The sequence below is a fragment of the Sphingomonas sp. PP-CE-1A-559 genome (assembly GCF_004340965.1).
In the GTDB taxonomy this organism is placed as follows: domain Bacteria; phylum Pseudomonadota; class Alphaproteobacteria; order Sphingomonadales; family Sphingomonadaceae; genus Sphingomonas.
Genome location: NZ_SLYA01000001.1, coordinates 635,270 through 660,523 on the forward strand (window position 1 = coordinate 635,270; position 25,254 = coordinate 660,523).

A 25,254-nucleotide genomic window follows, 5' to 3' on the forward strand; every position below is an offset into this window, starting at 1 on the left:
GCGCGCTCCGCCCCCGTGTCGTTCAGGCCTGGCCGAAATCGCCGACGTTGGGCTGGATGCCCTGCTGCTCGGACTGCTGGAGGTACAGCTGCGAGAAATCGATCGGCTCGAGCAGCAGCGGCGGGAAACCACCGTCACGGACCGCATCCGACAGCACCCGGCGTGCGAACGGGAACAGCAGGCGTGGGGCCTCGCCCAGCAGGAACGGCTGGACATGCTCGGCCGGGATGTTGCGCAGCCCGAACAGGCCCGCGTACGAAAGGTCGACGATGAACGCGACTTGGCCCTCGCTCTCGGCGCGGACGTCGATCTTCAACACGACCTCATGCACTTCGTCGCCGACCTGCGCCGCGCCGATGTTGAACTGCACGTCGATCGCCGGCGGGGTCTGGTTCTGGTAGACGGCCGGTGCGTTCGGGTTCTCGAACGACAGGTCCTTGACGTATTGCGAGATCAGCCCGGCAGCGGGGACCGTGTCTTCACCGTTCGCGAGAGCCTGGTCGGGCATGGTGAAGCCGTTGTCCTGATCATCCATTCGTCGTGTCCTTAGAGAATAAGCGGAAAATTGGGACCGAAGCGGACCGCTTGCGCGTTCTGTTCGATCGAGGTGGTGCGAGTAGCAGTGCCGAAGGGGCGTTTCAACGGGCGCGGGTTTGAATAGCTGCGGGTTTGCCCTATGTTGAAGCGAAGATCGGAGGCACGGTTGTTTTACGTAGTTCTTCTCGCGATGGTTGCAGGCTTCTTGGCGATGCGACTCTATAGCGTGCTCGGCAAGCGGACAGGGCATGAGCAGCCCTTGCCACGTGCGGCCGAGGACCGTCCTGCGCTCGCCGCCGTGCCGCGAACCGTCGAGGCGGTTCCCGATGCGCGCGAGGTCGCCAATCGCAACCTGGAGCCCAAGGCGGAGTCTGGTCTGCGGGCGATCGTCGCGGGCGAGCCCGGTTTCGATGTCGCGCGCTTTCTCGAAGGTGCGCAGGCCGCGTACCGCATGGTGCTCGAAGCCTTCTGGAAGGGCGACGAGGATGCGCTTGCCGATCTCGCGGTCGACGATGTCCGTGCGGCGTTCGTCGAGGCGATCGAAGCGCGGCGCGAGGCCGGCGAAGTGCTCGACAACCGTCTCGTGTCGATAGAGCGTGCGCTGATCGCCGATGCAACTCTCACGGGTCGCGAGGCGCGTATCACGGTCCGTTTCGACGCGGACATCGCGGCCGTCACGCGCGACGCGGAGGGCAATGTCCTCGCTGGGTCGTTGACCGACGCGGTCGAGACGCATGACGTCTGGACGTTCGCCCGGACGCTGAAGAGCAGCGATCCGAACTGGAAGCTTGCGGACACCGACGAAGCCTGATGGGTCGGGGCATGGGGGGAAGGCTCGGCGGTCTGGGACTGCCGATGCTGATGGCGACGCTGTTGAGCGCGTGCGTCGGTGGGGTGGAACCACCACGGTCTGGTCCGCCACCGGTGGACCGGACAGATGATCGATCAAGCGAACCCGTTCGCGTGCATCCGTCGCGCGATACCGGCGCATCCCCGAACATTCGCGGTATCCAATCGCCGGCGCGGATCGTCAGCGCTGTGCCGATGCTAGCATCACCGGTCGTCCCAGCGGTCGAACCTGTGAATGCCGCCGCTGCGGGCGTAATCCCCGGTCCACCGATCGCCAGCCTTCCGATCGACGATGTGCAGGCGCAAGCGGCGTTTGCGGCGTTCGTCACAAGCTGTCCGTCGCTGGTACGTCGCAACGACACGTCCGGGCTGACGCGCGGCGCGGATTGGCAGCCGGCCTGTACCGCAGCAGCATCGACCGATCGCCGTAATGCTCGGACGTTCTTCACGCAGTGGTTCGAGGCGGCGCAGATCGGTGACGGCAAGGCGTTCGCGACGGGATATTACGAGCCCGAGATCGCTGGGTCGCTGGAGCGACGGGATGGCTATGCGCCGATCTATGCGCGTCCGAACGACCTTATCGACGTCGATCTCGGCGCATTCTCGACCAGTCTCAAGGGCAAGAAGGTGCGCGGTCGCGTCGATCGCAGCAACTTGGTGCCCTACTACGATCGCACTGCGATCGAGCAGGGCGCGCTATCGGGAAAGGCGCCGATCCTCGCCTGGGCGCGCGATCCGGTCGAGCTGTTCTTCCTACAGATCCAGGGTTCGGGGCGGCTGCGGTTGCCCGACGGCGAGATCCTGCGGATCGGGTATGCGACGCAGAACGGCCGCGACTATACCGGTATCGGCGCGCTGATGAAGTCGCGCGGGTTGCTCCAGCCGGGCCAGACCTCGATGCAGGGCATCGTTGCATGGCTCCACGCACACCCGGCCGAGGGGCAGGCGATCATGCGCGAGAACAAGAGCTTCGTGTTCTTCCGCGAACTCGAGGGCGCCCCCCTGGGGGCACTCGGCCTGCCGGTCACCGGTCAGGTGAGCGCGGCCGCCGACGTCAAGTTCGTGCCACTCGGCGCGCCGGTGTTCCTGTCGCTCGACCGGCAGGACGCGAGCGGCTTGTGGATCGCGCAGGATACGGGCGGCGCGATCAAGGGCAGCAATCGTTTCGATACGTTCTGGGGTGCTGGCGCGGCCGCCGAAGCGACCGCCGGCGGCATGGCCGGACGCGGCACCGCGTACCTGCTGCTGCCAATCGGCACCGTGGCGCGCCTGAACGGCCAAGCGAATGGGGCGCGATATGGCGGGCCGTCCGCTCAACCCTGATGAGGCGCAGCTCTGGGCGCGCGTGATGGCGAGCGTGCGTCCGATGCGTGCGGTCGCCGTGCGCATCCCGGAGCGCGCGCCGCCGCTGCCGCCTCCACCCAAGCCGATCATCGGTCCCAACGGCAAGATCGTGCCCGCACCACCCGCGCCGATGGGGCGGGTGAAGCCGCTAGTCCGTACCGTGGTCACGCCATACGCGGCGCGGGCGGGGGCAAAGCCCGTGGTTGCCCGGCCTGTCGCCAAACCGATCACGGCCAACACGCTCGATGGCGGCTGGGACAAGAGGCTCACGCGGGGGGTGGTGAGTCCCGACAGCTCGATCGACCTGCATGGCCACACGCTGGCGTCCGCCCATGCACTGCTCGACGTCGGCCTGGGACGGGCTATCGCTCGCGGCGACCGAGTGTTGCTGCTGGTCACGGGCAAGCCGCCCCGTCCCGAAAGCGAACGCCCGCACGCGAGAGGCGCCATCCGGTCTGCGGTCACCGACTGGCTGGCCGGTTCGCGGCATGCCGACTCGATCGCTGCGGTACGCGGCGCGCATCCACGGCACGGCGGGCAGGGCGCGCTGTATATCGTCTTGCGGCGCGGACGGGACTAGCTCTGCGATCGGATTCGCGCGGTCCGGGCCTAACGATCGTTACCCCAGACAGGTAATTGTATGCTGATCGCAAGCCGATGAGTTTGAGCACTTCGCAGCACATCTACTTCCCCCCTCCCTGAAAGGGAGGGGCAGGGGGTGGGTAGGCTTCCACGATTGCGTACCGTGCGGCTCAAGCGGGCCCACCCGCCCCAACTACTCCCTTCCAGTGAGGGGCACTAGTCGAGCGCCCGCGAGATCACATTCGCATAGATATCCGTCAGCGTCCGCAAGTCCTCGACCGCGACGGCCTCATCGACCTTGTGCATCGTCGCATTGATCAACCCGAATTCCACCACCGGGCAAAGCTTCGACAGGAAGCGCGCGTCAGACGTGCCCCCGGTGGTCGACAGTTCCGGGGTGACCCCGGTCGCGCCCACGATGGCGTCCGACAACAGCGTCGAGAACGCACCCGGCTCGGTAAGAAACGCTTCGCCCGACACCTTGCCCGTCACCACCACGCCGGGCGCATGACGCTCGGCGATCGCGCGGATATGCTCGATCAGGTCCGCCCCGCGGTGGCGATCGTTGAACCGGATGCTCAACCGCGCGGAAGCCTTGGCGGGAATGACGTTGTGCGCCGGGTTGCCGACGGTGATGTCGGTAACCTCTATGTTGGACGGCTGGAACCAGTCGGTGCCCTCGTCCAACACCACGCCTTCGATCTCCGCAAGGATGGCGATCAACCGGGGGATCGGATTGTCGGCGAGATGGGGGTAGGCGACATGTCCCTGACGCCCCGGCACCTCGATCCAGATATTGACCGAACCGCGCCGCCCGATCTTCACCATGTCGCCCAGCCGCGCGGTCGAGGTCGGTTCACCCACCAGACACAGGTCGGGCACGACGCCCCGCGACGCCATCCGCTCCATCAGCGCGACGGTGCCGTACGTCGCGGGTCCCTCTTCATCACCAGTGATGATGAGCGAGAGCGTTCCGGCATCGCTCCGGCTCGCGGCGGCCACGAAGGCTGCGACTGCACCCTTCATGTCGACCGCGCCGCGTCCGTAGAGCAGTCCGTCGCGAATCTCGCCGGACCAGGGCGACCCGGTCCAACCTCCGCCAGGGGGGACGACGTCCACGTGGCCGGCAAACGCCAGATGCTGCGGTCCATCGCCGCGCACGGCCAGCATATTCTCGACCGGGCCGTCGGGCGCTTCGCCGACCGTGAACCGATCGACCGCAAATCCCTGCGGGACGAGCGCCGTCTCCAGCACATCGAACACCGCCCCCCGCGCAGGCGTGACGCTATCCGCGCGGAGCAGCGCTTGTGCGAACGCGACGGGGTCGATCATGCGGTCGCGGGCACCGGCTGTTCGAATTGCTCGAGGACCCATTCTTCTTCCTGTGCCGCCGCGATCCAGTCCTGCATGAACGGATGCTCGAACATCGCCTGCATATACCCGGCCGCAAACCGCGCGATCGGCAGCTGGTACGTGACGATCCTCGTCACCAACGGCGCAAACATGATGTCCGCCGCACCGAACTGGCCGAACAGAAAATCGCCGCCGCCACCGAATCGTGCGCGAGCCTGTGCCCAGATCTCCATGACCCGCTGCAGCTCGAGAAGCACGTCGTCGTCCGGCGTGCTTGCCGGAAACACTTGGCGCACGTTCATGCTGTGCTTGCGACGCAGCGCGGCAAAGCTCGAATGCATCTCGGCTGCCATCGACCGCGCCATCGCGCGTGCGGCATTATCCTTGGGCCAGAAGCGTTCGCGCCCGACCTTGTCGGCGAGATAGTCGACGATCGCCAGACTGTCCCATACCACCGCGTCGCCGTCCCACAGGATCGGCACCTTGCCCGACGACGGCGCGAACTCGTCACCCGAACGGCGCTTTTCCCAGTCCGAGTCGTACATCGGCACGACCACCTCCTCGAACGGAAGCCCGGATTGTTTGCAGGCGAGCCAGCCGCGAAGCGACCAGGACGAATAGGCCTTGTTGCCGATGATCAGTTTCATGAGCGTTGGACTAGCGGGGCAGGCGGGCCGCGGCAACGTGGTTGGCAACGGGCTGGCGCGCGATGCTACGCGGCATGAGACGGTGCAGCGTCGCGATCGCAGCCAACGCGACGATCGTGCCGAGCAGGATGTCGATCAGGTAATGCGTGCCCTCGACGGGTGTCGCCAACAGCATTGCCGCATTAAGGGCGAGCACCGGCCAGCGCAGCCGCGGCATGCGCCACGCCGCATTGATGTAGAGCGTTGCGGCGGCGGCATGGAAGCTCGGTGCCGATACGATGCCGCGCAGATGGCCGAGGTCGACCACCCGCACGCTGTGATCGCGGAGTGCAGGTATCAGCCCATGCTGCCATTGCTCGCTCTCGGGCATATAAGCGATTGGTTGATGCCACAGATACGAGAACGGACCGATCGCCGGCATGAAGGCGTAGAGAATCAACGTGCCGACTGCAGTAAGCCAGAATGTCGCGAGGAAACGGTGCGCCGCCACCCGGTCGCCGGTCAACGCGAAGGTAGCGAACAGGATCGCGGGCGTCAGGTAGATGCTGCGATACGCAGCCAGACCAAGCGTTTGCAGGATCGGCGTTGCGGCGACAAGTCGATACCAGGCGAGCCAGTCGAAATGCAGCAGGGCGTCGATCCGTTGGAGTGCTGCATCGTGAAACCCATGCGTCAGCGCCGCGACCGGATAGCTCGCCACCGCGCCCATCAGTGCCAGCATGGTGAAGACGCCGTAATATTCTGCGCAGTCAGCGACCGCGCGCGCATGACGCCAGGGGCGGTCGCGAAGGCCGAAGCGCAACGCCAGCAGGACGACGCCGCTTACGTAGAATGGCATGTTGTCGGCGTCGTACGGATCGATCGATAGGCCGGCGACGTGCATCATCACGGTCAACATCGCTAGGCTGAGGATCATCCCACCTCCGATCCACCATCCATAATCGGGCACGCTATCGTGTGCGGGCAGCGCCCCGCGGTGGATGTCAGCGGGCAGCCGCGGGGTAGTTGCAATCGAAACGTCATTCATGGTCGGCGAACGCGTATCACATACGGGGGAACAAGTGACCCTCGTCGGCTGGATCGGCTTTCGCTTGGCTGAACGGTAACGAACGACGAGTGTCGCCCTGCCGTAGGACGACGCCCGCTATAGCTGCGGTTTCACGGTCTCGGTCGCCGGCTTTAGAACGAGCCAGGAACCATCCGTTGCGCAGTGGTCGGCGCTGCGGGAATCAGCAAGTCCTGGCGGGTGCTCGCCGTAGTCCGTGCCGACTGCGCGCTGACATCGCTGGTGATCGCCGAGCAGCTGCGGCCCGCCAGGAAGTCGAGCGCGCGACGGGTGGACGCCTCGCGTGCGTCGCCGAGCGGGAAGCTGATATCATCCGTCGCGCGACAGGTCGCCTCGACGGTCGACGCCAAACCATCGAAGTAATTGCCGTTGCGCGCCGCATTCTGCGTCGCGAACGCGATGACACGCAGACGATCGTCGCAGGCGGGCTTGTCGAGGGCGATCTGGCCGACGGGCTTGCCGTAGGTGTTCGTCCCGATCAGCGCGGAATTGCCGTGCAGATACGGCGTGAACGCATTGATCAAAAGTTCGCTCGCCGATGCGGTACCGCCGCTGCCGATGAATGCGATCCGCGTCGGCGCGATAGACTCGGGTTGTGGCGCGAAGAAGCGCGTCTCGTTGTTCGAGGCCTTCTCCGTTCGGAACGTCGTATAGTCGAACACCTCGGACGTTGATCGTCCTCCACCAAGGAGGTCGCCGAGATACTCTGACGTCGCGACGAGGCCACCGCCATTGTAGCGCAGGTCGATGATGACCTTCGTCACGCCCTGCGCACGGAAATTCGCGAACGCTGTTTTCAGCGCTGGTTCGGCCGTGGAGATGAACGTGCGCAAGTTAATGTAACCAACGCGCTGACCGCTATCGTCGATGATCTTCGCACCGTACCGCGACGAGACCGGCAGCAGCGAGAAGTCGGCCTTGGCGACGGTCACGTCCCGCGTACCGGCAGCATCCGAGACACGAAAAACGCGCGCCGTACCGGTCGTGTCGGGACCGAATGCGGTGGTCAGCCCGGCCGTGCCCTCCGCAGTGATGATGGCGCTGACGGTCCGCAGGTTGCTCGATGTGGTACCGATCGCGAGGATCTCGGCGCCGCGGTCGATCCCGGCGGCGAGAGCGGGCGCGCCTTCGAACGACTCGGCGGCGAACAGGCGCTGGCCGGTCTGGTCGAGCGCGAAACGGATGCCGAAACCGGCACTCGATCCAGAGGTGTAATACGCCGTCTCTTCCTTGATCGACGTCAGGTACGTGAAATACCGATCCTTGCGCTGGGATCGCGCGGTCGCGGTCAGCGCGTCGATATAGCTGTCGACCGTCGTGTACCCCGCAGGGCTCAAGGTCGCAGGCAGCGTATCGGGGAACAGATACCATTCGCGAAGCTGTGCGGCAGCCCAGTCCTGGCGTTCGCGCAACGAACAGCCCGCGGTTGCGGTCGGCGTGGGTGTCGGCGTAACACCAATAGCACCACTGGTACCGCCACCGGTCGAGTTCGTGTTGCCGTCGCTACCCCCGCAGCCCGACAGCATCGCCGCCATCGCCAGCATCGCCCCAAACCGTACCCGCATTACGTAGTCTCCACCCTTCCAACGGAGGCTACGGAATTCGCCGTACGATGCCAGCAGGAAATCGTAGATTGATCCGATCTCGGTGAATTTTGGCAGGGCGGCCGGCAGTATACCTGCCAGCGTCACCTGCCATCGTCAGAATGACGGGGTAGGAGGGGTGCGAGCCCGCAGGCCAAGTCCGCTAGCTGACCGCTTCGACCACTGCCGCGCGGAGCTCGGGGATGCCCATGCCGTACTCGCTGGACGTGACGAGGATGTCGGGATGCGCGGCAGGCCGCTTGCGCGCCTCGATCGCGGTGCGCTCGGTGACTTCGACCAGTTCGGACGCCTTGATCTTGTCCGCCTTGGTCAGGACCATGCGGTAGCTGACCGCGGCCTTGTCGAGCATCTCGAGGATCTCGCGGTCGACGTCCTTGATGCCGTGGCGCGAGTCGATCAGCACGAGCGCGCGCTTCAACACGTCACGTCCGCGCAAAAAATCGTTGATCAGGAAACGCCACTTCTTGACGACGTCCTTGGGCGCCTTGGCGAACCCGTAGCCCGGCATATCGACGAGCCGGAATGCGAGCGGCGCGCCGACGTCGAAGAAGTTCAACTCCTGCGTACGGCCCGGCGTGTTCGACGTGCGCGCCATCGAGTTGCGCCCGGTGAGCGCGTTCAACAGCGAGGACTTGCCGACGTTCGAGCGACCGGCGAACGCCACTTCCGGCACCGACGCATCGGGCAGGAATTCGAGCGTCGGCGCCGACTTCAGGAAGCCGACATGCCCCGCGAACAGTTTCCGCGCATGCTCGAGCATCTCGGGGGTGAACGGGGCGTCGGTCGCCTCCAGATCGGGACCTAGGTTAGGAACGTCGTTCACTTGGTCACCGGCACTTTCAGGCCCGGATGGCGGGCGTAGAGCAGCTTCTGCTGGATGATGGTCAGGCAGTTCGACGTGATCCAGTACACCTGGAGGCCGACCGCGAACGGCGCCATTACGAACATTAGCACCCATGGCAGCAGCTTGAAGACCTGCTTCTGCGTGTCGTCCATCGGCGTCGGGTTCAGCTTGAACTGGAAGTACATGCTGATGCCCAGGATGATCGGCACGATACCGATCGCGATCATGTGCGGCGGCGTGAACGGCAGCAGACCGAACAGGTTGAGCGGCGTCAGCGGATCGGGCGCAGACAGATCCTTGATCCACGCGACGAATGGCTGGTGACGCATCTCGATCGTCAGCATTAGCACCTTGTACAGCGCGTACATGATCGGGATCTGCAGCAGCGTCGGGGCGCAACCGGCGAGCGGGTTGACGCCCTCGGTTTTGTAGAGCGCCATGACCTCCTGCTGCATGCGGACCTTGTCGTCCTTATGCTTTTCCTGGATCGCCTTCATCTTCGGCTGGACGGCACGCATCGCGGCCATCGACTTGAACTGCCGCTGGGCGATCGGGAACAGCAGGCCGCGGATCGTCACGGTCAGCAGGATGATCGCAACGCCGAAATTACCGACCATGCGAAACAGCCAGTCGAGATAATAGAAGATCGGCTTCTCGACGATCCGGAACCAGCCCCAGTCGATCGCGTAATCGAGCTTGGCAACGCCGCCGGCCTGGTCGGTGTAGCGATCGAGCAGGCGGACTTCCTTGGCGCCGGCGAAGAAGCGCGACGTCTGGGTGATGGCCTGGCCGGGTGCGACCTGCCTGGGCTGGAGCGCGTAATCGGCCTGGTACGCCTTGTTGGCCCCGGCGCGGAACTGGCCGTCGAACGCCTGGCCCTGGTCGGGGACGAGCGCGGTCAGCCAGTATTTGTCGGTGAAGCCGAGCCAGCCGCCGGTCGTCGTGAACTTCTGCGCGGCTTCGTCGATGTCCTTGTAGTTCGGACGGTAATGCGCGCCGCCATTGTCGACCGACATCGGCCCGACATGGATCGTCATCGACGACGGATCCTTCGAGATGCCGACGCGGTTGACGAGGCCGTAGGTGGCAACGGGCACGGGCGCGGTGCCGGCGTTGAGGACGGTCTGGCGAACCGTGAACATGTAATCCTGGTCGACGGCGATCTGGATCCGGAAGCGCTGGCCGGTGGCGTTGGTCGCATCGAGCGTGACCGGCGTGGTCGGCGTCAGCGTGGTCGCGCCCGAGGGCGTCCAGACGGCGTCGGCGGCGGGCGGGGTCAGGCCCTGTGCACGCCAGCCGAAGCTTGCGAAATACGCGTCGGGCGCACCGGCTGGCGACAGCAGGCGGATCGGCGGCGAGTTCTTCGCGACCGTCTCGTCATAGCCCTTGAGCACGAGATCATCGATCCGCGCGCCCTTCAGGTTGATCGAGCCGGACACGCGGGGCGTCTCGATGCGGATGCGCGGGGTGCTGGCGATCACTGCGTTGCGATCGCCGATCGCAGCGGCGCCGTCAGCGGCCGGATCGGCCGCGGGGTTGGCGATGGCTTTCGTCTTGCCGCCTTCGATCTTCGTGACCGGCGGATTCGCGGTCGGGAAGAACTTGCCCTGGATCAGCGGCCATCCGAACAGGATCAGGGCCGCGATCACCGCGAACAGCACGAAATTCTGCTTGTCGTCTTTCACAGGGCGGCGTCTTTCAGTTTCTTGTCGATATCTGGGACCGGATCGGGGCCGTACCCGCCCCACGGATGGCAACGCGCGATACGCTTCGCCGCCAACCAGCCCCCCTTGAGCGCGCCATAGCGCCCAACGGCCTCGATTGCATAGGCGGAACACGAAGGATCGTAGCGGCAGCTCGACGGCAGAATGAGCGAGGGCCCGAGTTGCCAGCCGCGGGCGATGAGGATGAGGAGGCGGGCTAGCATGGGTTTGCCGTTGTCCGCGCACCCTCACAGTGTTTCCCCGCGAAGGCGGGGACCCAGACTGGGCTCCCGCCTTCGCGGGAGAACAAAGGCCAAGAGAGCCGTTTCGAGTGAGACATTTCCACCCCGGCGAAGGCCGGGGCCCAGTTGGGGAACATCGCTAACGAATGGCGGTGTTGAATCACGGCCGCTTTCCCACCTGGGCCCCGGCCTTCGCCGGGGTGGTGGCTTGCGCCGATGCGGTATCAGTGGCCTGCGGCGTAACCTTGCGGAACGCCTTGCCTAGCTCGGTCCGCAACAACGCGTAATCCCGCTCGACTCCGCCGTTGCGCCCGATCAGCACATGATCAGCCCCAGCAACGCCGCGCTCCGCCAACAGTTCACGCGCCAACGCCCGCAACCGCCGTTTCATGCGGTTCCGGACGACGGCGTTGCCGATCTTCTTGGTGACGGTGAAGCCGATTCGCATCGTCTCGTCACCGTCATCGCGGGGGCGCATGAGCAGGACGAATCCCGGCATCGGTGCGCGCTTCCCCGCATTCGCCGCGAGAAAGTCGCGGCGTTTGTCTAGAATGGTTAGGCCGACAGCTTCTTGCGACCGCGGGCGCGGCGTGCGTGGATCACTGCCCGGCCGCCGACCGTCGCCATCCGTGCGCGGAAGCCGTGACGGCGTGCGCGTACCAAGTTGCTCGGCTGAAAGGTCCGCTTCATTGGTCATTCCCTAGGTCATCAAATAGAAAACGGCCGCCACGGGGACGGCCTTGATGGCTGGGCGCTTACGGAAAGGGCGGCGGTAAGTCAATTCGCACCCGTCGTGATGGGCGCGTTTTTGGCAGCCTTGGCCCGCTCATGTCGTCGCATCGCGCTCTGCCGCCGCATCATCCGATCGACGAAATGCCCGGTGCGGGGCCAACGCCGCTTCAGCCGCGCCCATTTAAGCCGCGCCCAGCGCGAATTGCGCAGGACGAGAACCATCCCGCCCGCGAACAGGAAGATACCCGCAGGCCCAGGCAGCGGCGCGAGCAGCGGCGCACTCAGGATCAACATCACCCCAAGCGCCAACTGGCCGAAGCGGAGAACGGGGGAGCGGACTGCTTTCACGGAAGGCATGTGGGTCCGGTGTATTAGGTTCGCAAGACGGCGTGATCGGGGAGTTTCGGACTGCGCGTCCTTGCAGACCCCATACTTGCAGACATCGCAAATCGGGTATGAATAAGGCGTGACGTCGTGTCGCGGGGGAGCGGGCATGGCGGCGATCGTAGCGACGGTGGCGTATCTCGGGCTGGAAGCGCGCGCGGTCGAGGTGCAAGTCCAACTGATTCCAGGACTTCCCGCATTCAACGTCGTCGGCCTCGCGGATAAGGCGGTCGGCGAAAGCCGTGAGCGGGTGCGCGGCGCGATCGCCGGGATGGGGCTGTCGCTGCCGCCGAAACGCATCGCCGTGAACCTGTCGCCGGCCGATCTGCCGAAAGAAGGATCGCATTTCGATCTTCCTATCGCGCTGGCGTTGCTGGCGGCGATGGGGGTGGTCGATGCCGAGGCGCTGGCGGACTATGTCATCGTCGGCGAACTCGGGCTCGATGCACGGATCACCGCATCGCCGGGCGTGTTGCTGGCGGCATTGCACGCGTCGGAGGTGGGGAAGGGGCTCGTCTGCCCCGCCGCGCAAGGTTCGGAAGCGGCTTGGGCGGGCGAGGTCGAGGTCATCGCCGCGCCGGATCTGCTTTCGTTGCTCAATCACTTCAAAGGCCACGGCCTGCTCAGCCCACCCAAGCCCGGCATAGCCGAGCACGCTGATCATGGTCCTGACCTGCGTCAGGTGAAAGGGCAGGAGACCGCCAAGCGCGCGCTGGAGATCGCCGCTGCCGGATCGCATAATTTGCTGATGGTAGGGCCGCCGGGTTCCGGCAAGTCGCTGATGGCCTCGTGTCTCCCTGGGATCCTGCCACCGCTCGACCCAGCCGAAGCGCTCGAAGTGTCGATGGTGCAATCGGTAGCGGGCACGCTTTCCGGCGGCCGCCTGACCCGCACGAGACCTTTTCGGGCCCCGCACCATTCCGCATCGATGGCGGCACTCACCGGGGGCGGTGTGAACGTCTTGGGTCTCGTTGCACTAGCTTGAGTGCTGCTGCACAGGGCGGGGCTTCCTTGCACTAGCAGCGAGAGAAAGACATTATGCCCGGGTGCTCATATCACGTCCCTTGAACTCGCTGAGAAGGTTGCCCGGGCAGATCAGTCACTTCTTTGCCCCATTCGTCTAGGCCATGGCCCATACGGGTTGAGCCAGCGTCGGGTGAGGCGCTTTCATCGTGGCTTACTCGCATCGGGAACTTGCACGATGTTAGTTTCGAGCAGCTGGTTCAAGAATACTTCGGATACAGCGGGAGTTGGTCCGAAATTAATTTTACGAGCGATCTAAATCTTTTGCAGAATATCTGCAGATTAAGTCGCGTAGAGTTTAATAAAGTTCGTTCGATGACGTTTGATGGCGTTGTTCCATATGCATTTGGCGATAATGCAGGAGGTTTTGAGGATTACGTTCTAAGTCAGAAAGTTTTATTGAAAAGCTGGAACGATCGGCCAAGACTGACACGAAATTCCCTTAAGTGGCGGCCTTGGGGTTTTGGAGATCGAGTTCGGGCCTGTCCTCGATGCGTAGGCGAGGATTGCACTATCGCCCTGCGTTTGGACTGGCTGGTTCCAGTTTCACTATCATGTGCCACGCATCAGTGCTTCCTTCAGGAATGCGTATTTTTACCTGGTCAGTATGTATTGTGGAATCAAACCTTTACAGGCAAGCCGACGCTCGAAATGGTTGAGTTAGATCGTATTTCGGGCAACGCTTTTCGCGAGGGGATAATACCCGATCAATTCATTACACCTACACGATGGTTCAGGACGCTCAGAACGTTAGTCGAAGAGCTAATCGCGCCGGGTTATGTCCATAAAGAAAAACGAAAGTTAATTGCTGAGCTTTGGCACGAATATGGAGACAGAATACTGCGTTTAACGGGAGGATCGTTTGAGCTATTACAGTGGATAGATCAGAGAGAAGTGTTGAAGGTGGCTTCTGTTGGAATAGCTCACCTAATTAATACATCATACCAAGAGGTTTTAGGGGTAGAATGGCCAATTAGATCCGCGGAAGTCAAAAAAGCAGCCCACTACCTAAAAGATGCCTTGGCAACACGAGTATGGAAAAATACTTTAGCAGATGGTGGCTATGACAGGGCGAAACGAGATTCCTCTTACGCTTCGCTACTAGGGAACATTTTATACTGGCATCGCGACTCGCAAATGGAGCGCGCATGGATGATCGAAATCTATTTGCAATCGAAAGGGGTTTCAAGTTTCTCAGCTAACGATATTAGAATGTATAAAGGATAGATTAAATGTGCCCGTTTAGGGGTCATTTGAAGCCTCCGTTTGGTATTCTTAAAGCATTTTAAAAGAATGTGTCTCATGACAATGGGCTCAAAGCCTTCGCTTTAAGAAGCGTGTGGACCGCAAGTGCTGACGTCTGAAACGCCGGACAGGGTATACCCTAAATGACGCTTCGCTTTTGCGCTGTGCAACCAGGGTCCTTCTCCTGAAAGTACATGTTCATTGGCCCACCCTGGACGTACAAGCACCAAAGGTACGCTGGTAAGCTTCGCCGGCCTGCGGCTTCGTAGGGCAGTGGCTGCGGTAGCCCAAGCGTTTCAAGTGTCCTCGAAAGCACGAACTGAGTTGCGATAGGGAGGGGAGGCGCCGGCGGGGTTGTCTTAGGCGACGTAAAACACCCGTTTGTCGTGCATCCAGGATGGCGACAGGGTTTTCCGCCGTAATCGATGCCTTCAGGGACAAAGGCGTCGTCCCGGCACGGTCTGCTGAACAACAGCTACTGCCAGATCCGGCCGCTCGTGGGCGATGTCCCGTCCTACTATGGCGCAAATCTGGTGGAGTGCGGTCAGACAGGTTTCAGCAAGGAGATGGCGATCGCGGGCGGTCCCACAAAGGATGGCGTTTTGAGAATGCCGATGCGTACCTACCGCCGCTGCAACCCGATCACGTCCAACAGCGCATCCGCGGCTTTCGTGCGATAGCGTTCCTTATGCCGCAGCCCGAAGAAGGGGCGAGGAGCGAATGTGATCGGTGCGACGTGCAACAGACCTGCCTTGATGGCCGGGTCGACCACCAGCGCCGACAGGACAGCAACGTCCACCCCAGCCTCCACGGCCGTTCGGACGCTTTCATTAGACGGCATCGTCAGCGCCACGTCGAGGGCAGCCGGATCGACCCCCAAGCCGCGCAACTCGCTATTCAACGTCGATCGCGTGCCTGATCCAGGCTCCCGTTGCACCCAGCGCGCTCGTCGCAGCCATGTCGCGTCGATGTCGATGTCGGCGAAAGGTTGTGCTCCGACGAGCAACAGCTGGTCTTCGCCGATCGGCCAATGCGCCAACGCTGGATCTTCGATCTCGCCCTCGACAATACCCAGATCGGCCTTGCCGTCATTGACGTGTACCGCGGCCTGCCCGGTGTTGCCGATCGACAGTTCGATACTGATCGCCGGATAGCGCTCATGGAAAGTTGAAAGGATGGGCGGCAACCAGCAGACGGCGATGGTCTGGCTGGCGACGAGGCGCAGCGTGCCCCGCTTCAGTCCGCCAAGCTCCTCCAGCACCGTCTCGGCCGCGTCGGCCCGCGCAAGAACTCCGCGAGCCTCGGTCAGGAACAGCCGTCCGGCCTCTGTCAGAGCGATGCCGCGCCCGACGCGGTGGAAGAGCTTGGTTGCGTGTCGCTCCTCAAGCGAGGCGATGGCTGCGGAAGCCTCTGACTGCGTGACGTTTAAGGCCGCGCCGCGACGGTCATATGCTTGCGCTCGGCCACGCCGACGAAGATGCGCAGTTGCTCCAGTGTCACACCGCACCTGATATAGAAACCGATCACGATTGACGATCGGAATGACAACAAGGCTAAGTTGGAGCGATCGGTAGGCAGGGTTTAGATCGTGCGACGGAAGGAACACCGCCGTGGCCAGTTTTGCCTATCCCGATCGTATATTCCCGACCGTCCAGACTAGCAGATTGCCCGCGCTGCTGCCCGGCGTCGGCCTCTGCCTCGCCGTCACCGGCTCGGCCTACGCGCTGGAGGTGGGCGAGCGCGCACTGGCCGGCAAGGCGTGGCTGGAGGCGCTGGTGCTCGCCATCCTGATCGGCACCGCCGTGCGCAGCCTGTGGACCCCGGATGAAAGGTGGCACGAAGGCATCGCATTCAGCGCCAAATACTTACTGGAGGTGGCGGTCGTCCTGCTCGGTGCTTCGGTCAGTGCCGCGACCATCTTGGCGGCCGGGCTGCCGCTCCTCGCCGGTATCGCCGGCGTGGTCGTGAGCGCAATCCTGCTCAGCTTTGGGATCGGCCGATTGCTCGGCTTGCCAACGCGGATGGCGCTGCTGGTGGCTTGCGGCAATTCAATCTGCGGCAACTCCGCCATCGCGGCCGTGGCACCGGTAATCGGCGCCGACAGCGACGACGTAGCTGCCTCGATCGCGTTCACGGCGGTACTGGGTGTGGTGGTAGTGCTTGGCCTGCCACTGCTCGCGATTGCGCTCGGCATGGGCGGGCTCGCCTTCGGGGCGCTCGCCGGGCTCACTGTCTATGCCGTGCCGCAGGTGATCGCAGCCGCCTCGCCGTTGGGCGCCACCGCCGTGCAGATGGGTACGCTCGTCAAGCTGGTGCGCGTGCTGATGCTCGGGCCGGTGTGCCTTGTTCTGTCGCTGGTGGCGCCTCGTCTCGCGCCGCAGTCGGTTCCCGAAGGCGAGTTCGTCGCCGGTGCGCCTACGGCCAAGCGGATGGACCTCGCCCACCTCGTGCCCTGGTTCATCATCGGCTTCCTCGCACTGGTCGCCTGCCGCTCGCTAGGTCTGGTGCCGACCGTCGCCATCGCGCCGATCGGCCGGAGCGCCACGCTGCTGACCGTCGTTTCCATGGCGGCGCTCGGGCTCGGCGTGGACGTCCGCACCGTCGCCAAGGCCGGGGGCCGCGTGACCATGGCCGTCGTGTTGTCGTTGCTCGGCTTGGCCGCGATCAGCCTGACGCTGCTGGCCGCGCTGCACATCGCATGATCGGGCAAGATAGTGAGGATGAGGCCGAGGCCAAACCGATTGTCAGGCGTTACAATAGCATGAGCGAGCTGATGATAGAGCGGAACCCCGAGCCCTACAACGCCGAGCCGGTGCCCGGCGCCTTGATCGAGCGGTTTTTGACGCCACAGAACCTGTTCTATGTGCGCAGCCATGGGCCCGTGCCGGACCTGCCGGCCGATCACCGGATTGAGGTGGGCGGGATCAGTGTGGGCGAGTGCTCCATCTCGATTGCGGAGTTGAAGGCGCGCTTTCCGGTCCGGACTGTCACGGCTGTGCTTCAATGCGCCGGCAACCGCCGGACCGATCTCCAACAGGTGGGCAAGACTTCAGGCGATCCATGGGACATAGGCGCGATCGGCAATGCCGAGTGGACGGGCGTGCGGCTCGCAGACCTGTTGGATGCAGTTGGAGCATCGGACGCGTCCAACCTGTTCGTCTGCTTCACCGGCGCTGACGAGGTGGATGTGGAAGGCGAGGTGGCACCGTTCGGCGTCTCGATCGCTATGACCAAGGCGCGGGCGCCCGACGTGCTGCTCGCCTGGGCGATGAACGGCGAACCGCTGGCACCCGAGCACGGTGCGCCGTTGCGTCTGGTCGTGCCAGGCTATGCTGGCGTGCGTAGCGCCAAGTGGCTGACCCGGATCGAGGTCAAGGACACGCCCTCCGAGGCGCCGATCCAGGCGCACGATTACAAGCTTTTTCCGGCCGACGTGACCAGCGAGACGGCGGACTGGACGCAAGGGCTGACGATCAACGCCATGCCGCTCAACGCCGCGATCTGCTCGCCTGGTTCGGGCGAGAGCCTGCCCGCGGGCAAGGTCCGGATCGAGGGCTATGCCGTCGCCTATGAGCGCGGCGTGTCGCGGGTAGAGGTGTCGCTGAACGGCGGTCGAGACTGGCGGCAGGTCGATTTCTCCGACGATCCGGACGGGCAGTGGAGCTGGCAGCGCTGGTCGCTAGATGCGGAACTGCCCAAGGGGCGCCAGCACCTTGTGGTGCGCGCGTTCGACGATGCGGGCCAGGGTCAGCCCGAACTACCCGATACGATGTGGAACTTCGCCGGATACCTCTGCACGGCCTGGCACCACGTCCACGTGCTGGTCGAGTGAATCCGCCGCCTTTGTCGGTCGATCTCGCCTTCTGGGTCGACGCGATCGGCAGGATGATCGTGGCGACGGCGGCCGGCATGACGCTCGGCTGGGAACGGTCACGCGAGAACCGACAGATCATGGGTCTGCGGACGCTAGGGCTGGTCGGGCTCGCGAGTTGCATCGCCGTCCAGGCGATCGTCCACAGCGGCTTGCCGAACGTGAACGCCGATGCAGCAGGTCGGGTGATGCAGGGCATCCTATCCGGCGTCGGCTTCATCGGCGCGGGCGCGGTCCTGCGCGTCGGCAGCGGGCAGGAGGTGCATGGGCTGGCAACGGCGGCGTGCATCTGGGTGTCAGCGACGCTCGGAGCGGCAGCGGGATTGGCGGTGTGGCCACTGCTTGTGGGCGGTCTGCTGCTGGCGATGCTCGTGCTGTTCGTCGGCGCACCGCTCGAACGCCGTATCCGCGAACGCGCCCGGCAGACCCCGGCCGAAGCGGACCGGCGGGACGCCGAGCAGAAACCCTGAATAATCCTTGGCGCGAAACGGTGTACCAGTAGTTTTGCAGACGGAGGACTTCATGAGCGATATCGACAAGAAGAAGCCCACCACGCAAGAATCGGCCGAGATTCTGGAGCTGGAGGAGTCGGTCCGCGCCAAACACAAGGCGAAGGTTGACAACGTCAAGGAAGATGATCGCTTCTGAGCCGGTTGGCGCCGCTAAGCCGGGCTGAAGGAGCGAACGAGAGCGAGGCCGCCGAACAGCGCGAGCACGCCCAGCCCAACCGATCCGACAACATAAAGGGCAGCTTGCCCGACTTCGGCTCTCTCCTAATGCAAGGCCGCTTCCAGCGAGAAGGTCGAGAAGGTCGTGACGCCGTCCAGCCCGCCGGTGGTGAGGAACAATCGCCATCCCGGGCTCGATCCGCTTCGCAACAAGAACCAGCCCCCCAGCAGACTCATAAGGAATGAGCCGAGCACGTTGATGATGGGCGTTCCGATCGACAGGTCGGGGCCGAACAGGCGCAGGCTGAGGCCGTTCAGCCCATACCGCAGCATGCCGTCGGAACCAGCCCCGGCGAACACAATCAGGTATGGCCCCATGCCTCAGCCAACCAGCTCGGCCGTATCCGCATCTTCCTGGCGCAAGCCCGCCGGGCTGACCGTCCAATGCTCCAGGTGCTTGTAGACGATGACCTTGTTCGCAAGCAGGTCGCCATGCGCCCGGCAGAAGCCTTCGAGCTGCTCGCGCTGGCCGATCAGTTCGACACACATGGTGAGGTGTGGATCGGCGATCTCGGCGCCGTTCTCATGCACCGGGCCGTGGTTGCTGTAGCCGTAGTGGGTATAGTGGGCGACAGCGTTCATGATTCCGTCCGCCTTGGCCTGCGCGACGAGCGTTCGGTCGAGCGGCTTGGCAGCCCAGCGTGAGCGCGTGCCCGGCTTTACCGCCTTATCGGCTAGCTTCATGTAGATGCGGACCAGCCGATCTCGGTCTGCGACACGTGGTGGGCGTCGGACATGGATAAGCCTTCCGTGAGGTAAGGAGCGAACAGGTCTGAAAGGTCGGACACGGGACGGAGCGCGCGCGCATCGCGCAGCGTCAGGTCCGGCGGCAGGGTGCTGCCCGCCCGCTTCGGCACCGCCACCCGTTGCGACAGGTAGATGCCGTTATGCCCGGAGCAGGCGTAAGCGACGAAACAGGCGACCGCGACCGGCACTGCGGTCTCGGCGCCGAACAGCTCGACGCCCATGATCGTGCAGGCGAGCGGCGTATTGGCCGCGCCCGCGAACACCGCCACGAAACCGAGCGCGGCAAGGAGGTCGACGGGGACACCGATCGGGCCGGCGAGCGCATGACCCAGCACCGCGCCGATGAAGAACAGCGGCGTGACCTCGCCGCCCTTGGGCGGCGGCTCTTCGCCTGCTCCGCCGGCCACAGCAATCGGATGGCTGCGAGCAACAGTATCGGTCCGTCAGTTATCCTGCCGTTTCGGGCCTGTCATCCGGCAACCATACAGTTTCATTTCTACATCGGATTGACGTTGCCGCACCGCGGCGACATATAGCGGCCGAAGGCGATGGATTTCCGCCTGGCTATGTTGGCCGAACCGCCCTCGCAAGGGCCGATGATTCCTACCGGGCGCCGCAAGGCAGCAAGGAGGAATTGTGCGCGCGACGTTTCGCAATCTCTATAACGAATTAAATTTGGCCGCTTTTTTTCGCGATCGCCATGACCATGCCCTGTCGGTGTTGCGCTGGACGCTGATCCTCGTGCCGATGGCGGCGCTGGTGGGAACACTCTGCGCGGCTTTCCTCTGGAGCCTCGACGCCGCGACACAGGCGCGGTTCGACTATCCCTGGCTGCTTTACCTCCTGCCCTTAGGCGGAGCGGCGGTCGCGTTGCTCTATCACCTGACCGGCCGTTCGGTCGAAGCGGGCAATAATCTCATCGTCGAGCAGATACACGAGCCCGGAGGCGGCGTTCCGCTGCGCATGGCACCGTTGGTCTTCATCGGCACGATCGCCACTCATCTCTTTGGCGGTTCCGCAGGGCGTGAGGGCACTGCGGTCCAGCTCGGCGGCAGTCTCGCCAGCGCCGTTGCCGGCCTCTTCCGGCTCGATCCTGCCAGCGTCCGCATTCTGCTTATGGCAGGTGTCGCAGCCGGCTTCGGTGCGGTCTTCGGGACCCCGCTCGCCGGGGCGGTGTTCGCACTCGAGGTGCTGGCCGTCGGACGTATCGAATACGGCGGCATCATCCCCTGTCTGCTAGCCGCGCTGGTCGGCGACTGGGCATGTCACGCCTGGGGCATCCATCATACGCCTTACCACATCACCTATGTGGCCTCCGCGAGCGGTGCCTTGTTCGTCGAGCCGGTGTTGCTCTTCAAGGCGGCAATAGCCGGCGTAGCGTTTGGTCTCGCCGGACTTGTGTTTGCAGAAGCCAACCACGCCTTCGGCGGAGTTTTGAAGCGCCATATCCCTTACGGCCCTGCGCGTGCGGCGCTGGGCGGGGTGCTGGTCATCGCGCTGGTCTGGATCGTTGGTACACGCGCTTATCTCGGCCTAGGCGTATGGTCGGCCATTCCCGGTGATCCCACGATCGCCGGCTTTTTCACCGGCCCTGCCGATCGGTGGAGCTGGGCGCTCAAGATGCTGTTCACGGTCGTGACGCTTAGCGCCGGCTTCAAGGGCGGCGAGGTGACCCCACTATTTTTCATCGGCGCAGCGCTCGGTAATGCGCTCGGTTGGCTGCTTGGCGCACCGCTCGATCTGTTCGCGGGACTAGGCTTCATTGCGGTGTTCGCTGGCGCGGCCAATACGCCGCTCGCCTGCACGATCATGGGGATCGAGCTGTTCGGAGCGGCCCACGCCGTCCCAATCGCAGTCGCTTGTTTCATCGCCTACATCTGCTCGGGCCATAACGGCATCTACCTGTCGCAGCGGATCGCGGTGCCAAAGCGCGCGTCTCGCGCGCATACCGGGGCTGCGACCCTGCGCGATGCTCGTGCGTCACGGCGCGGCCCCCGTCCATCCCCGACCCCCGTCATCACCAAGGAGCATGACTGATGTCTCAACAGCATAAGGTGACGCCGAGCGAGATCGGTATGATCCGCATCTATCTAAAGCCATCCGACAAGATCGCGACCGGATCGCGCAGCTTACCGCCTTGAAGCGGATCGGCTGCACTGCGCCACGCTCGATCGAGCGCGACGATGGTGGCTTCGAGGTCGACGACGCACGCTGCCGTGGCGGCCGCTATGACATCAAGCTAAACCGCAACTTCAAGGTCGTTTCCCGCGAAAAGCAGGACCGCGACGACGACTGATCCGACGCCTGCGCGTCTCCTCGCATCTAATAGCGAGCCTTTGGCGTTGATGCTTTAAAGGAGACGCATATGGCCGAGACGGACAAGGATGAGCCGACCACGCAGGAAACCGCGGAGATGGTCGAAGTTGGCGAAATGGTCGCCTCGGAGAAGCGTAAAGACGACCGATCGTCTCCAGAAGCGCCGGGGCTAGGGGACAACATCGAACGTCGCGAAGACTGATCACGTAGTCGGTTTCGACGGTCGACGACTAACAGCCCAGCAGGCCATTGGCTGGTATTGCACAGTAGCCGCTCTGATCTTCCATCGCGTCGGGGCGAGGTCAAACACCTCGAGGGGGTGCCGTGGTCGCGATAGTCGACAAGTCTGTCGTCAGGTCGATCCCTACGCGAACTTCCTTGCGCTCGGAATAGCGGTCGACGAGTTGTGCCGCGTGCGGGCGCAGCAGCACCGTGAACCGCACCAGTTCCTCCATTACGTCTACGATGCGGTCATAATAGCTCGACGGCTTCATGCGATCGTCCTCGCCGAATTCGGCGAACGCCTTGGCGACGCTCGACTGGTTCGGTATCGTCACCATTCGCATCCAGCGGCCGAGCACGCGCAGCGTGTTGACGCTGTTGAACGACTGCGAACCCGCCGATACCTGCATGACTGCCAGCGTGCGTCCCTGCGTCGGTCGCATCCCGCCCATCGAGAGCGGCAGATGATCGATTTGGAGCTTCATGATGCCGGTGATCTGGCCGTGCCGTTCAGGGCTGCACCACACCTGACCTTCCGACCACAACGACAGTTCACGCAGCTCGTGGACGGCCGGATGGTCGTCGCCGACGACCTGATCGGGCAACGGCAGCGCCGAGGGATCGTAAATGCGCGTTTCGCATCCGAAGAATTGCAGTAGTCGCGCCGCTTCCTCGACACACAGCCGCGAGAATGACCGCTCGCGCAAGGAACCGTAGAGCAGAAGGATTCGTGGCGGCGGAGCACCCGCGCCGAGGCCATGAGCAGGTCGTTCGATCGCATAGCTTCGATCGAGCGCGGGCAGATGGTCGGGGTCGGAGAGCGTTCGAACAGGCATCAGGCGGTTCGTGGTCCCAAGAGGATGATACAGGTGCCGATCAGACAGAGCGCCGCGCCGCTCACATCCCAGCGATCGGGCCGCACGCCTTCGACGGTCCAGAGCCAAGCAAGCGATGCACAGATGTAAATGCCGCCGTAAGCGGCATACGCTCGTCCCGCGGCATCGCTGTCCACGCGGGTGAGGAGCCATGCGAACAGGATCAATGAGACGACGCCCGGAGCAAGCCACAAGGGTGACTTCGCCATGCGAAGCCAGGCCCAGAAGGCAAAGCATCCGCCAATTTCAGCAAGCGCCGCGCCGATGTAGATCAGGGCTGTCATCCGATCGTGATCCTCAATGCCAAGGCGGCAAGCGTGACCAGCAATACCGGCACAGTCAGCGTGATACCGACACGGAAATAATAGCCCCATCCGATCCGAACACCTTTCTGGCCGAGGACGTGGAGCCATAACAGCGTTGCGAGCGAGCCGATCGGCGTCAGCTTGGGGCCAAGATCGCAGCCGATGACATTGGCGTAGATCATTGCTTCTTGCACGGCGCCAGTGGCATGGGTCGCGTCGATCGACAGCGCGCCCACCAGTACGGTCGGCATGTTGTTCATCACGGACGACAGGATGGCCGCGATCACGCCTGTCCCGAACGCCGCCCCCCACACGCCGCCCTGAGCGGTGCGATCGAGCAGCGCGGCGAGATGGTCGGTCAGGCCCGCGTTTCGCAGCCCGTAGACGACCAGGTACATGCCGAGAGAGAAGATCACGACCTGCCACGGTGCGCCGCGCAGCACCTTGCCGGTCTGGATCACATGGCCCCGTCCCGCAATTACCAGCAGCAGGATCGCGCCGGCAGCGGCAACGGCGCTGACCGGCACGCCGATCGGTTCGAGCAGGAAGAAGCCAGCGAGCAGCAGCGCGAGGACGATCCAGCCGGCACGGAAGGTCGCGGGGTCTCGGATGACATCGCGCGGCGCGCGGAGCGCCCCCACGTCATAGTCTTCTGGGAGGTCGCGCCGGAAGAACAGCAGCAGCACGCCCAGCGTGGCGGCGATCGACACCAGATCGACCGGGACCATCACGGACGCATATGTGCCGAACCCGATCTTGAAGAAGTCGGCTGACACGATGTTGACGAGGTTCGAGACCACCAGCGGCAGGCTGGCCGTGTCGGCGATGAACCCGGCCGCCATGACGAACGCCAGCGTCGCCTTGTCCTTGAACCCCAGCGCGCGCAGCATGGCGATGACGATCGGCGTGAGGATCAGCGCCGCACCATCATTGGCGAACAACGCCGACACCGCCGCGCCGAGCAGCACGATCAGGACGAAGAGTCGGCGCCCATGTCCCCTGCCCCAGCGCGCAACGTGGAGCGCCGCCCATTCGAAGGATCCAGCTTCATCGAGCAACAGGCTTATGACAATGATCGCGACGAATGCAGCCGTCGCGTTCCAGACGATGCCCCAAACGACCGGGACGTCGGACAGCGTGACGACGCCCGCGAGCAGCGCCAAGACGGCCCCGGCGATCGCGCTCCACCCGATTCCGAGCCCCTTGGGTTGCCAGATGACGAGCACGATCGTGACGACGAAGATCAGGACGGCAAGAAGCATCAGGCGATGCGCTGGCCCGAGGCGTTTACCACCTGTTGTCCGTCTTCCTTCGCGAACGCGCCGCGCTGATCGCCCGGCAGCAGATCAAGCACGGCTTCGGACGGCCGGCAGAGCTTCACGCCGAGCGGTGAGACGACTATCGGCCGGTTGATGAGGATCGGGTGCGTCATCATCGTATCCACCAGCGCGTCGTCGGACAGCGATGTGTCGCCCAGGCCGAGCTCCGCATAGGGCGTACCCTTTTCGCGTAGCAGCTCGCGGGGCGTTATGCCGGCGCGGTCGATCAGCTCGACCAGCAGCGCGCGCGAGGGCGGGGTTTTCAGATATTCGACCACGTGCGGTTCGATGCCGGCATTGCGGATCAGGCCTAGCGTGTTGCGCGACGTGCCGCACACGGGGTTGTGATAGATCACGATATCGACGGCCACGGGCGTCCTTTCAGCAGCATGGGGTGAGTTCGGCGATCAGCGGGGCGCACAGCTCCGCGTTGCCGGCGCAGCAATCCTTGACGAGAAAGAGCGTTAGCGCGCGCAGGCCGTCGAGATCGGCACGATAGATGATCGAGCGGCTATGACGTTCGGATCGCACCAGCCCGCCACGGGCGAGGATGCCGAGGTGTGCGGACATCGTGTTTTGCGGTACGTCGAGCTGACGGGCGATTTCGCCGGCAGCCAAGCCATGCGGTTCGTGCCGCACCAACAGGCGGAACACGTCGAGGCGTGTTCCTTGTGCGAGCGCGCCGAGCGCTGAAATTGCCGTGTTGTTTTCCATAT

29 protein-coding genes, 3 pseudogenes and 1 riboswitch are annotated in these 25,254 nt (G+C 63.9%); of the genes and pseudogenes, 12 read left to right on the forward strand and 20 right to left on the reverse strand.

All coding sequences use genetic code 11. From position 1 onward, the window contains the following. Positions 1-22: 22 nt before the first annotated feature. On the reverse strand, positions 23-535 hold the full coding sequence (gene secB / locus C8J42_RS02825) for a protein-export chaperone SecB (RefSeq protein WP_056062172.1): 513 nt from the start codon (positions 533-535) through the stop codon (positions 23-25). Positions 536-703: 168 nt separating this feature from the next. Here secB and C8J42_RS02830 point away from each other — a divergent pair, with 168 nt between their 5' ends. From C8J42_RS02830 to C8J42_RS02840, 3 genes are read left to right on the forward strand one after another with little or no spacing between them, the layout of a single operon-like run. Beyond that, positions 704-1,348, forward strand: coding sequence for a Tim44/TimA family putative adaptor protein (locus C8J42_RS02830; protein ID WP_133018833.1), 645 nt, complete (start codon positions 704-706; stop codon positions 1,346-1,348). An 11-nt stretch (positions 1,349-1,359) separates the two neighbouring features. After that, positions 1,360-2,709 (forward strand): murein transglycosylase A, encoded by a 1,350-nt coding sequence (locus tag C8J42_RS02835; RefSeq protein ID WP_243644029.1) that lies wholly within the window; start codon positions 1,360-1,362, stop codon positions 2,707-2,709. Next, a complete protein-coding gene (locus C8J42_RS02840) occupies positions 2,684-3,310 on the forward strand; it encodes a Smr/MutS family protein (RefSeq protein WP_133018834.1) in 627 nt (208 codons plus the stop codon). Before C8J42_RS02835 ends, C8J42_RS02840 begins: the two co-directional genes overlap by 26 nt. A gap of 218 nt (positions 3,311-3,528) precedes the next feature. On the opposite strand, the gene dapE is transcribed toward C8J42_RS02840, so the two are convergent. From dapE to C8J42_RS02890, 10 genes are all read right to left on the reverse strand, one after another. Continuing rightward, positions 3,529-4,644, reverse strand: coding sequence for a succinyl-diaminopimelate desuccinylase (gene dapE, locus C8J42_RS02845; protein WP_133018835.1), 1,116 nt, complete (start codon positions 4,642-4,644; stop codon positions 3,529-3,531). After that, a complete protein-coding gene (locus tag C8J42_RS02850) occupies positions 4,641-5,312 on the reverse strand; it encodes a glutathione S-transferase (protein ID WP_120299208.1) in 672 nt (223 codons plus the stop codon). The genes dapE and C8J42_RS02850 overlap by 4 nt, the downstream gene beginning before the upstream one ends. A 10-nt stretch (positions 5,313-5,322) precedes the next feature. Then, complete coding sequence (locus C8J42_RS02855) at positions 5,323-6,228, reverse strand: phosphatase PAP2 family protein (RefSeq protein WP_235524650.1); 906 nt, start codon at positions 6,226-6,228, stop codon at positions 5,323-5,325. Between the two features lie 263 nt (positions 6,229-6,491). Further along, a complete protein-coding gene (locus C8J42_RS02860) occupies positions 6,492-7,943 on the reverse strand; it encodes a S41 family peptidase (RefSeq protein WP_243644031.1) in 1,452 nt (483 codons plus the stop codon). 181 nt (positions 7,944-8,124) lie between these two features. After that, positions 8,125-8,742 carry a ribosome biogenesis GTP-binding protein YihA/YsxC gene (yihA, locus tag C8J42_RS02865; RefSeq protein WP_056052878.1) on the reverse strand — a complete coding sequence of 206 codons (618 nt, stop codon included), beginning with the start codon at positions 8,740-8,742 and terminating at the stop codon, positions 8,125-8,127. A gap of 59 nt (positions 8,743-8,801) precedes the next feature. Further along, positions 8,802-10,511 carry a membrane protein insertase YidC gene (gene yidC / locus C8J42_RS02870; RefSeq protein ID WP_133018836.1) on the reverse strand — a complete coding sequence of 570 codons (1,710 nt, stop codon included), beginning with the start codon at positions 10,509-10,511 and terminating at the stop codon, positions 8,802-8,804. Continuing rightward, the gene (yidD, locus tag C8J42_RS02875) at positions 10,508-10,753 is read right to left on the reverse strand and encodes a membrane protein insertion efficiency factor YidD (protein WP_133018837.1); all 246 of its coding nucleotides are present in this window, start codon (positions 10,751-10,753) and stop codon (positions 10,508-10,510) included. Before yidD ends, yidC begins: the two co-directional genes overlap by 4 nt. 178 nt (positions 10,754-10,931) lie before the next feature. Beyond that, positions 10,932-11,324 carry a ribonuclease P protein component gene (gene rnpA, locus C8J42_RS02880; RefSeq protein ID WP_133019201.1) on the reverse strand — a complete coding sequence of 131 codons (393 nt, stop codon included), beginning with the start codon at positions 11,322-11,324 and terminating at the stop codon, positions 10,932-10,934. Positions 11,325-11,326: 2 nt separating this feature from the next. Further along, positions 11,327-11,461 carry a 50S ribosomal protein L34 gene (gene rpmH, locus C8J42_RS02885; protein WP_031393806.1) on the reverse strand — a complete coding sequence of 45 codons (135 nt, stop codon included), beginning with the start codon at positions 11,459-11,461 and terminating at the stop codon, positions 11,327-11,329. A gap of 87 nt (positions 11,462-11,548) precedes the next feature. Next, a complete protein-coding gene (locus tag C8J42_RS02890) occupies positions 11,549-11,851 on the reverse strand; it encodes a hypothetical protein (protein ID WP_243644035.1) in 303 nt (100 codons plus the stop codon). Between the two features lie 145 nt (positions 11,852-11,996). Here C8J42_RS02890 and C8J42_RS02895 point away from each other — a divergent pair. Together C8J42_RS02895 and C8J42_RS02900 are read left to right on the forward strand one after the other, a co-directional pair. Then, positions 11,997-12,869 (forward strand): annotated as a pseudogene (locus C8J42_RS02895) (ATP-binding protein); the annotation flags it as partial. A 125-nt stretch (positions 12,870-12,994) separates the two neighbouring features. Further along, positions 12,995-14,137: a TniQ family protein gene (locus C8J42_RS02900; protein WP_133018840.1), complete on the forward strand. Its 1,143-nt coding sequence runs from the start codon at positions 12,995-12,997 to the stop codon at positions 14,135-14,137. Positions 14,138-14,777: 640 nt separating this feature from the next. Here C8J42_RS02900 and C8J42_RS02905 read toward each other — a convergent pair. Continuing rightward, positions 14,778-15,655, reverse strand: a pseudogene (locus C8J42_RS02905) (LysR substrate-binding domain-containing protein). Between the two features lie 110 nt (positions 15,656-15,765). On the opposite strand from C8J42_RS02905, the gene C8J42_RS02910 reads away from it, so the two are divergent. Genes C8J42_RS02910 through C8J42_RS20600 form a run of 4 tightly spaced genes read left to right on the forward strand, consistent with a single transcriptional unit; the run spans position 15,766 to position 18,674 of the window. Beyond that, a complete protein-coding gene (locus C8J42_RS02910) occupies positions 15,766-16,857 on the forward strand; it encodes a putative sulfate exporter family transporter (protein ID WP_181321202.1) in 1,092 nt (363 codons plus the stop codon). 59 nt (positions 16,858-16,916) lie between these two features. Next, positions 16,917-17,987 carry a sulfite oxidase gene (locus tag C8J42_RS02915; protein WP_031440360.1) on the forward strand — a complete coding sequence of 357 codons (1,071 nt, stop codon included), beginning with the start codon at positions 16,917-16,919 and terminating at the stop codon, positions 17,985-17,987. After that, positions 17,984-18,496, forward strand: a complete 513-nt coding sequence (locus C8J42_RS02920; RefSeq protein WP_107963382.1) for an MgtC/SapB family protein — start codon at positions 17,984-17,986, stop codon at positions 18,494-18,496. Before C8J42_RS02915 ends, C8J42_RS02920 begins: the two co-directional genes overlap by 4 nt. Before the next feature lie 52 nt (positions 18,497-18,548). Continuing rightward, positions 18,549-18,674 carry a hypothetical protein gene (locus C8J42_RS20600; protein ID WP_258191424.1) on the forward strand — a complete coding sequence of 42 codons (126 nt, stop codon included), beginning with the start codon at positions 18,549-18,551 and terminating at the stop codon, positions 18,672-18,674. Between the two features lie 125 nt (positions 18,675-18,799). Here the strand turns inward: C8J42_RS20600 and C8J42_RS02925 are convergent, their stop codons facing one another. From C8J42_RS02925 to C8J42_RS02935, 3 genes and pseudogenes are all read right to left on the reverse strand, one after another. Continuing rightward, the gene (locus tag C8J42_RS02925; RefSeq protein ID WP_201780755.1) at positions 18,800-19,072 is read right to left on the reverse strand and encodes a CrcB family protein; all 273 of its coding nucleotides are present in this window, start codon (positions 19,070-19,072) and stop codon (positions 18,800-18,802) included. 3 nt (positions 19,073-19,075) lie between these two features. Then, the gene (locus C8J42_RS02930) at positions 19,076-19,438 is read right to left on the reverse strand and encodes a DUF190 domain-containing protein (protein WP_082471096.1); all 363 of its coding nucleotides are present in this window, start codon (positions 19,436-19,438) and stop codon (positions 19,076-19,078) included. Then, positions 19,435-19,875, reverse strand: a pseudogene (locus C8J42_RS02935) (chloride channel protein); the annotation flags it as partial. The pseudogene C8J42_RS02935 and the gene C8J42_RS02930, both read right to left, overlap by 4 nt. Before the next feature lie 161 nt (positions 19,876-20,036). Further along, positions 20,037-20,114, forward strand: a riboswitch (Fluoride riboswitch). 23 nt (positions 20,115-20,137) lie between these two features. Here C8J42_RS02935 and C8J42_RS02940 point away from each other — a divergent pair. The 3 genes from C8J42_RS02940 to C8J42_RS19990 all read left to right on the forward strand — a co-directional run bounded on the left by C8J42_RS02940 (position 20,138) and on the right by C8J42_RS19990 (position 22,019). Beyond that, positions 20,138-21,538: a voltage-gated chloride channel family protein gene (locus C8J42_RS02940; RefSeq protein ID WP_056056360.1), complete on the forward strand. Its 1,401-nt coding sequence runs from the start codon at positions 20,138-20,140 to the stop codon at positions 21,536-21,538. 100 nt (positions 21,539-21,638) lie between these two features. Then, positions 21,639-21,797, forward strand: coding sequence for a hypothetical protein (locus tag C8J42_RS19985; protein WP_165895407.1), 159 nt, complete (start codon positions 21,639-21,641; stop codon positions 21,795-21,797). Positions 21,798-21,866: 69 nt separating this feature from the next. Beyond that, positions 21,867-22,019 (forward strand): hypothetical protein, encoded by a 153-nt coding sequence (locus C8J42_RS19990; RefSeq protein ID WP_156364448.1) that lies wholly within the window; start codon positions 21,867-21,869, stop codon positions 22,017-22,019. 100 nt (positions 22,020-22,119) lie between these two features. On the opposite strand, the gene arsH is transcribed toward C8J42_RS19990, so the two are convergent. From arsH to C8J42_RS02965, 5 genes are read right to left on the reverse strand one after another with little or no spacing between them, the layout of a single operon-like run. After that, positions 22,120-22,875: an arsenical resistance protein ArsH gene (gene arsH, locus C8J42_RS02945; RefSeq protein WP_056056376.1), complete on the reverse strand. Its 756-nt coding sequence runs from the start codon at positions 22,873-22,875 to the stop codon at positions 22,120-22,122. Then, entirely contained in the window at positions 22,875-23,198 is a 324-nt protein-coding gene (locus C8J42_RS02950; protein ID WP_056056378.1) for a YnfA family protein, read from the reverse strand. Before C8J42_RS02950 ends, arsH begins: the two co-directional genes overlap by 1 nt. Beyond that, complete coding sequence (locus tag C8J42_RS02955) at positions 23,195-24,481, reverse strand: arsenic transporter (protein WP_056056380.1); 1,287 nt, start codon at positions 24,479-24,481, stop codon at positions 23,195-23,197. Before C8J42_RS02955 ends, C8J42_RS02950 begins: the two co-directional genes overlap by 4 nt. Beyond that, entirely contained in the window at positions 24,481-24,909 is a 429-nt protein-coding gene (arsC, locus tag C8J42_RS02960) for an arsenate reductase (glutaredoxin) (RefSeq protein ID WP_056056381.1), read from the reverse strand. The genes C8J42_RS02955 and arsC overlap by 1 nt, the downstream gene beginning before the upstream one ends. 10 nt (positions 24,910-24,919) lie before the next feature. Next, the gene (locus C8J42_RS02965; protein ID WP_056056382.1) at positions 24,920-25,252 is read right to left on the reverse strand and encodes a metalloregulator ArsR/SmtB family transcription factor; all 333 of its coding nucleotides are present in this window, start codon (positions 25,250-25,252) and stop codon (positions 24,920-24,922) included. Positions 25,253-25,254: the final 2 nt, after the last annotated feature.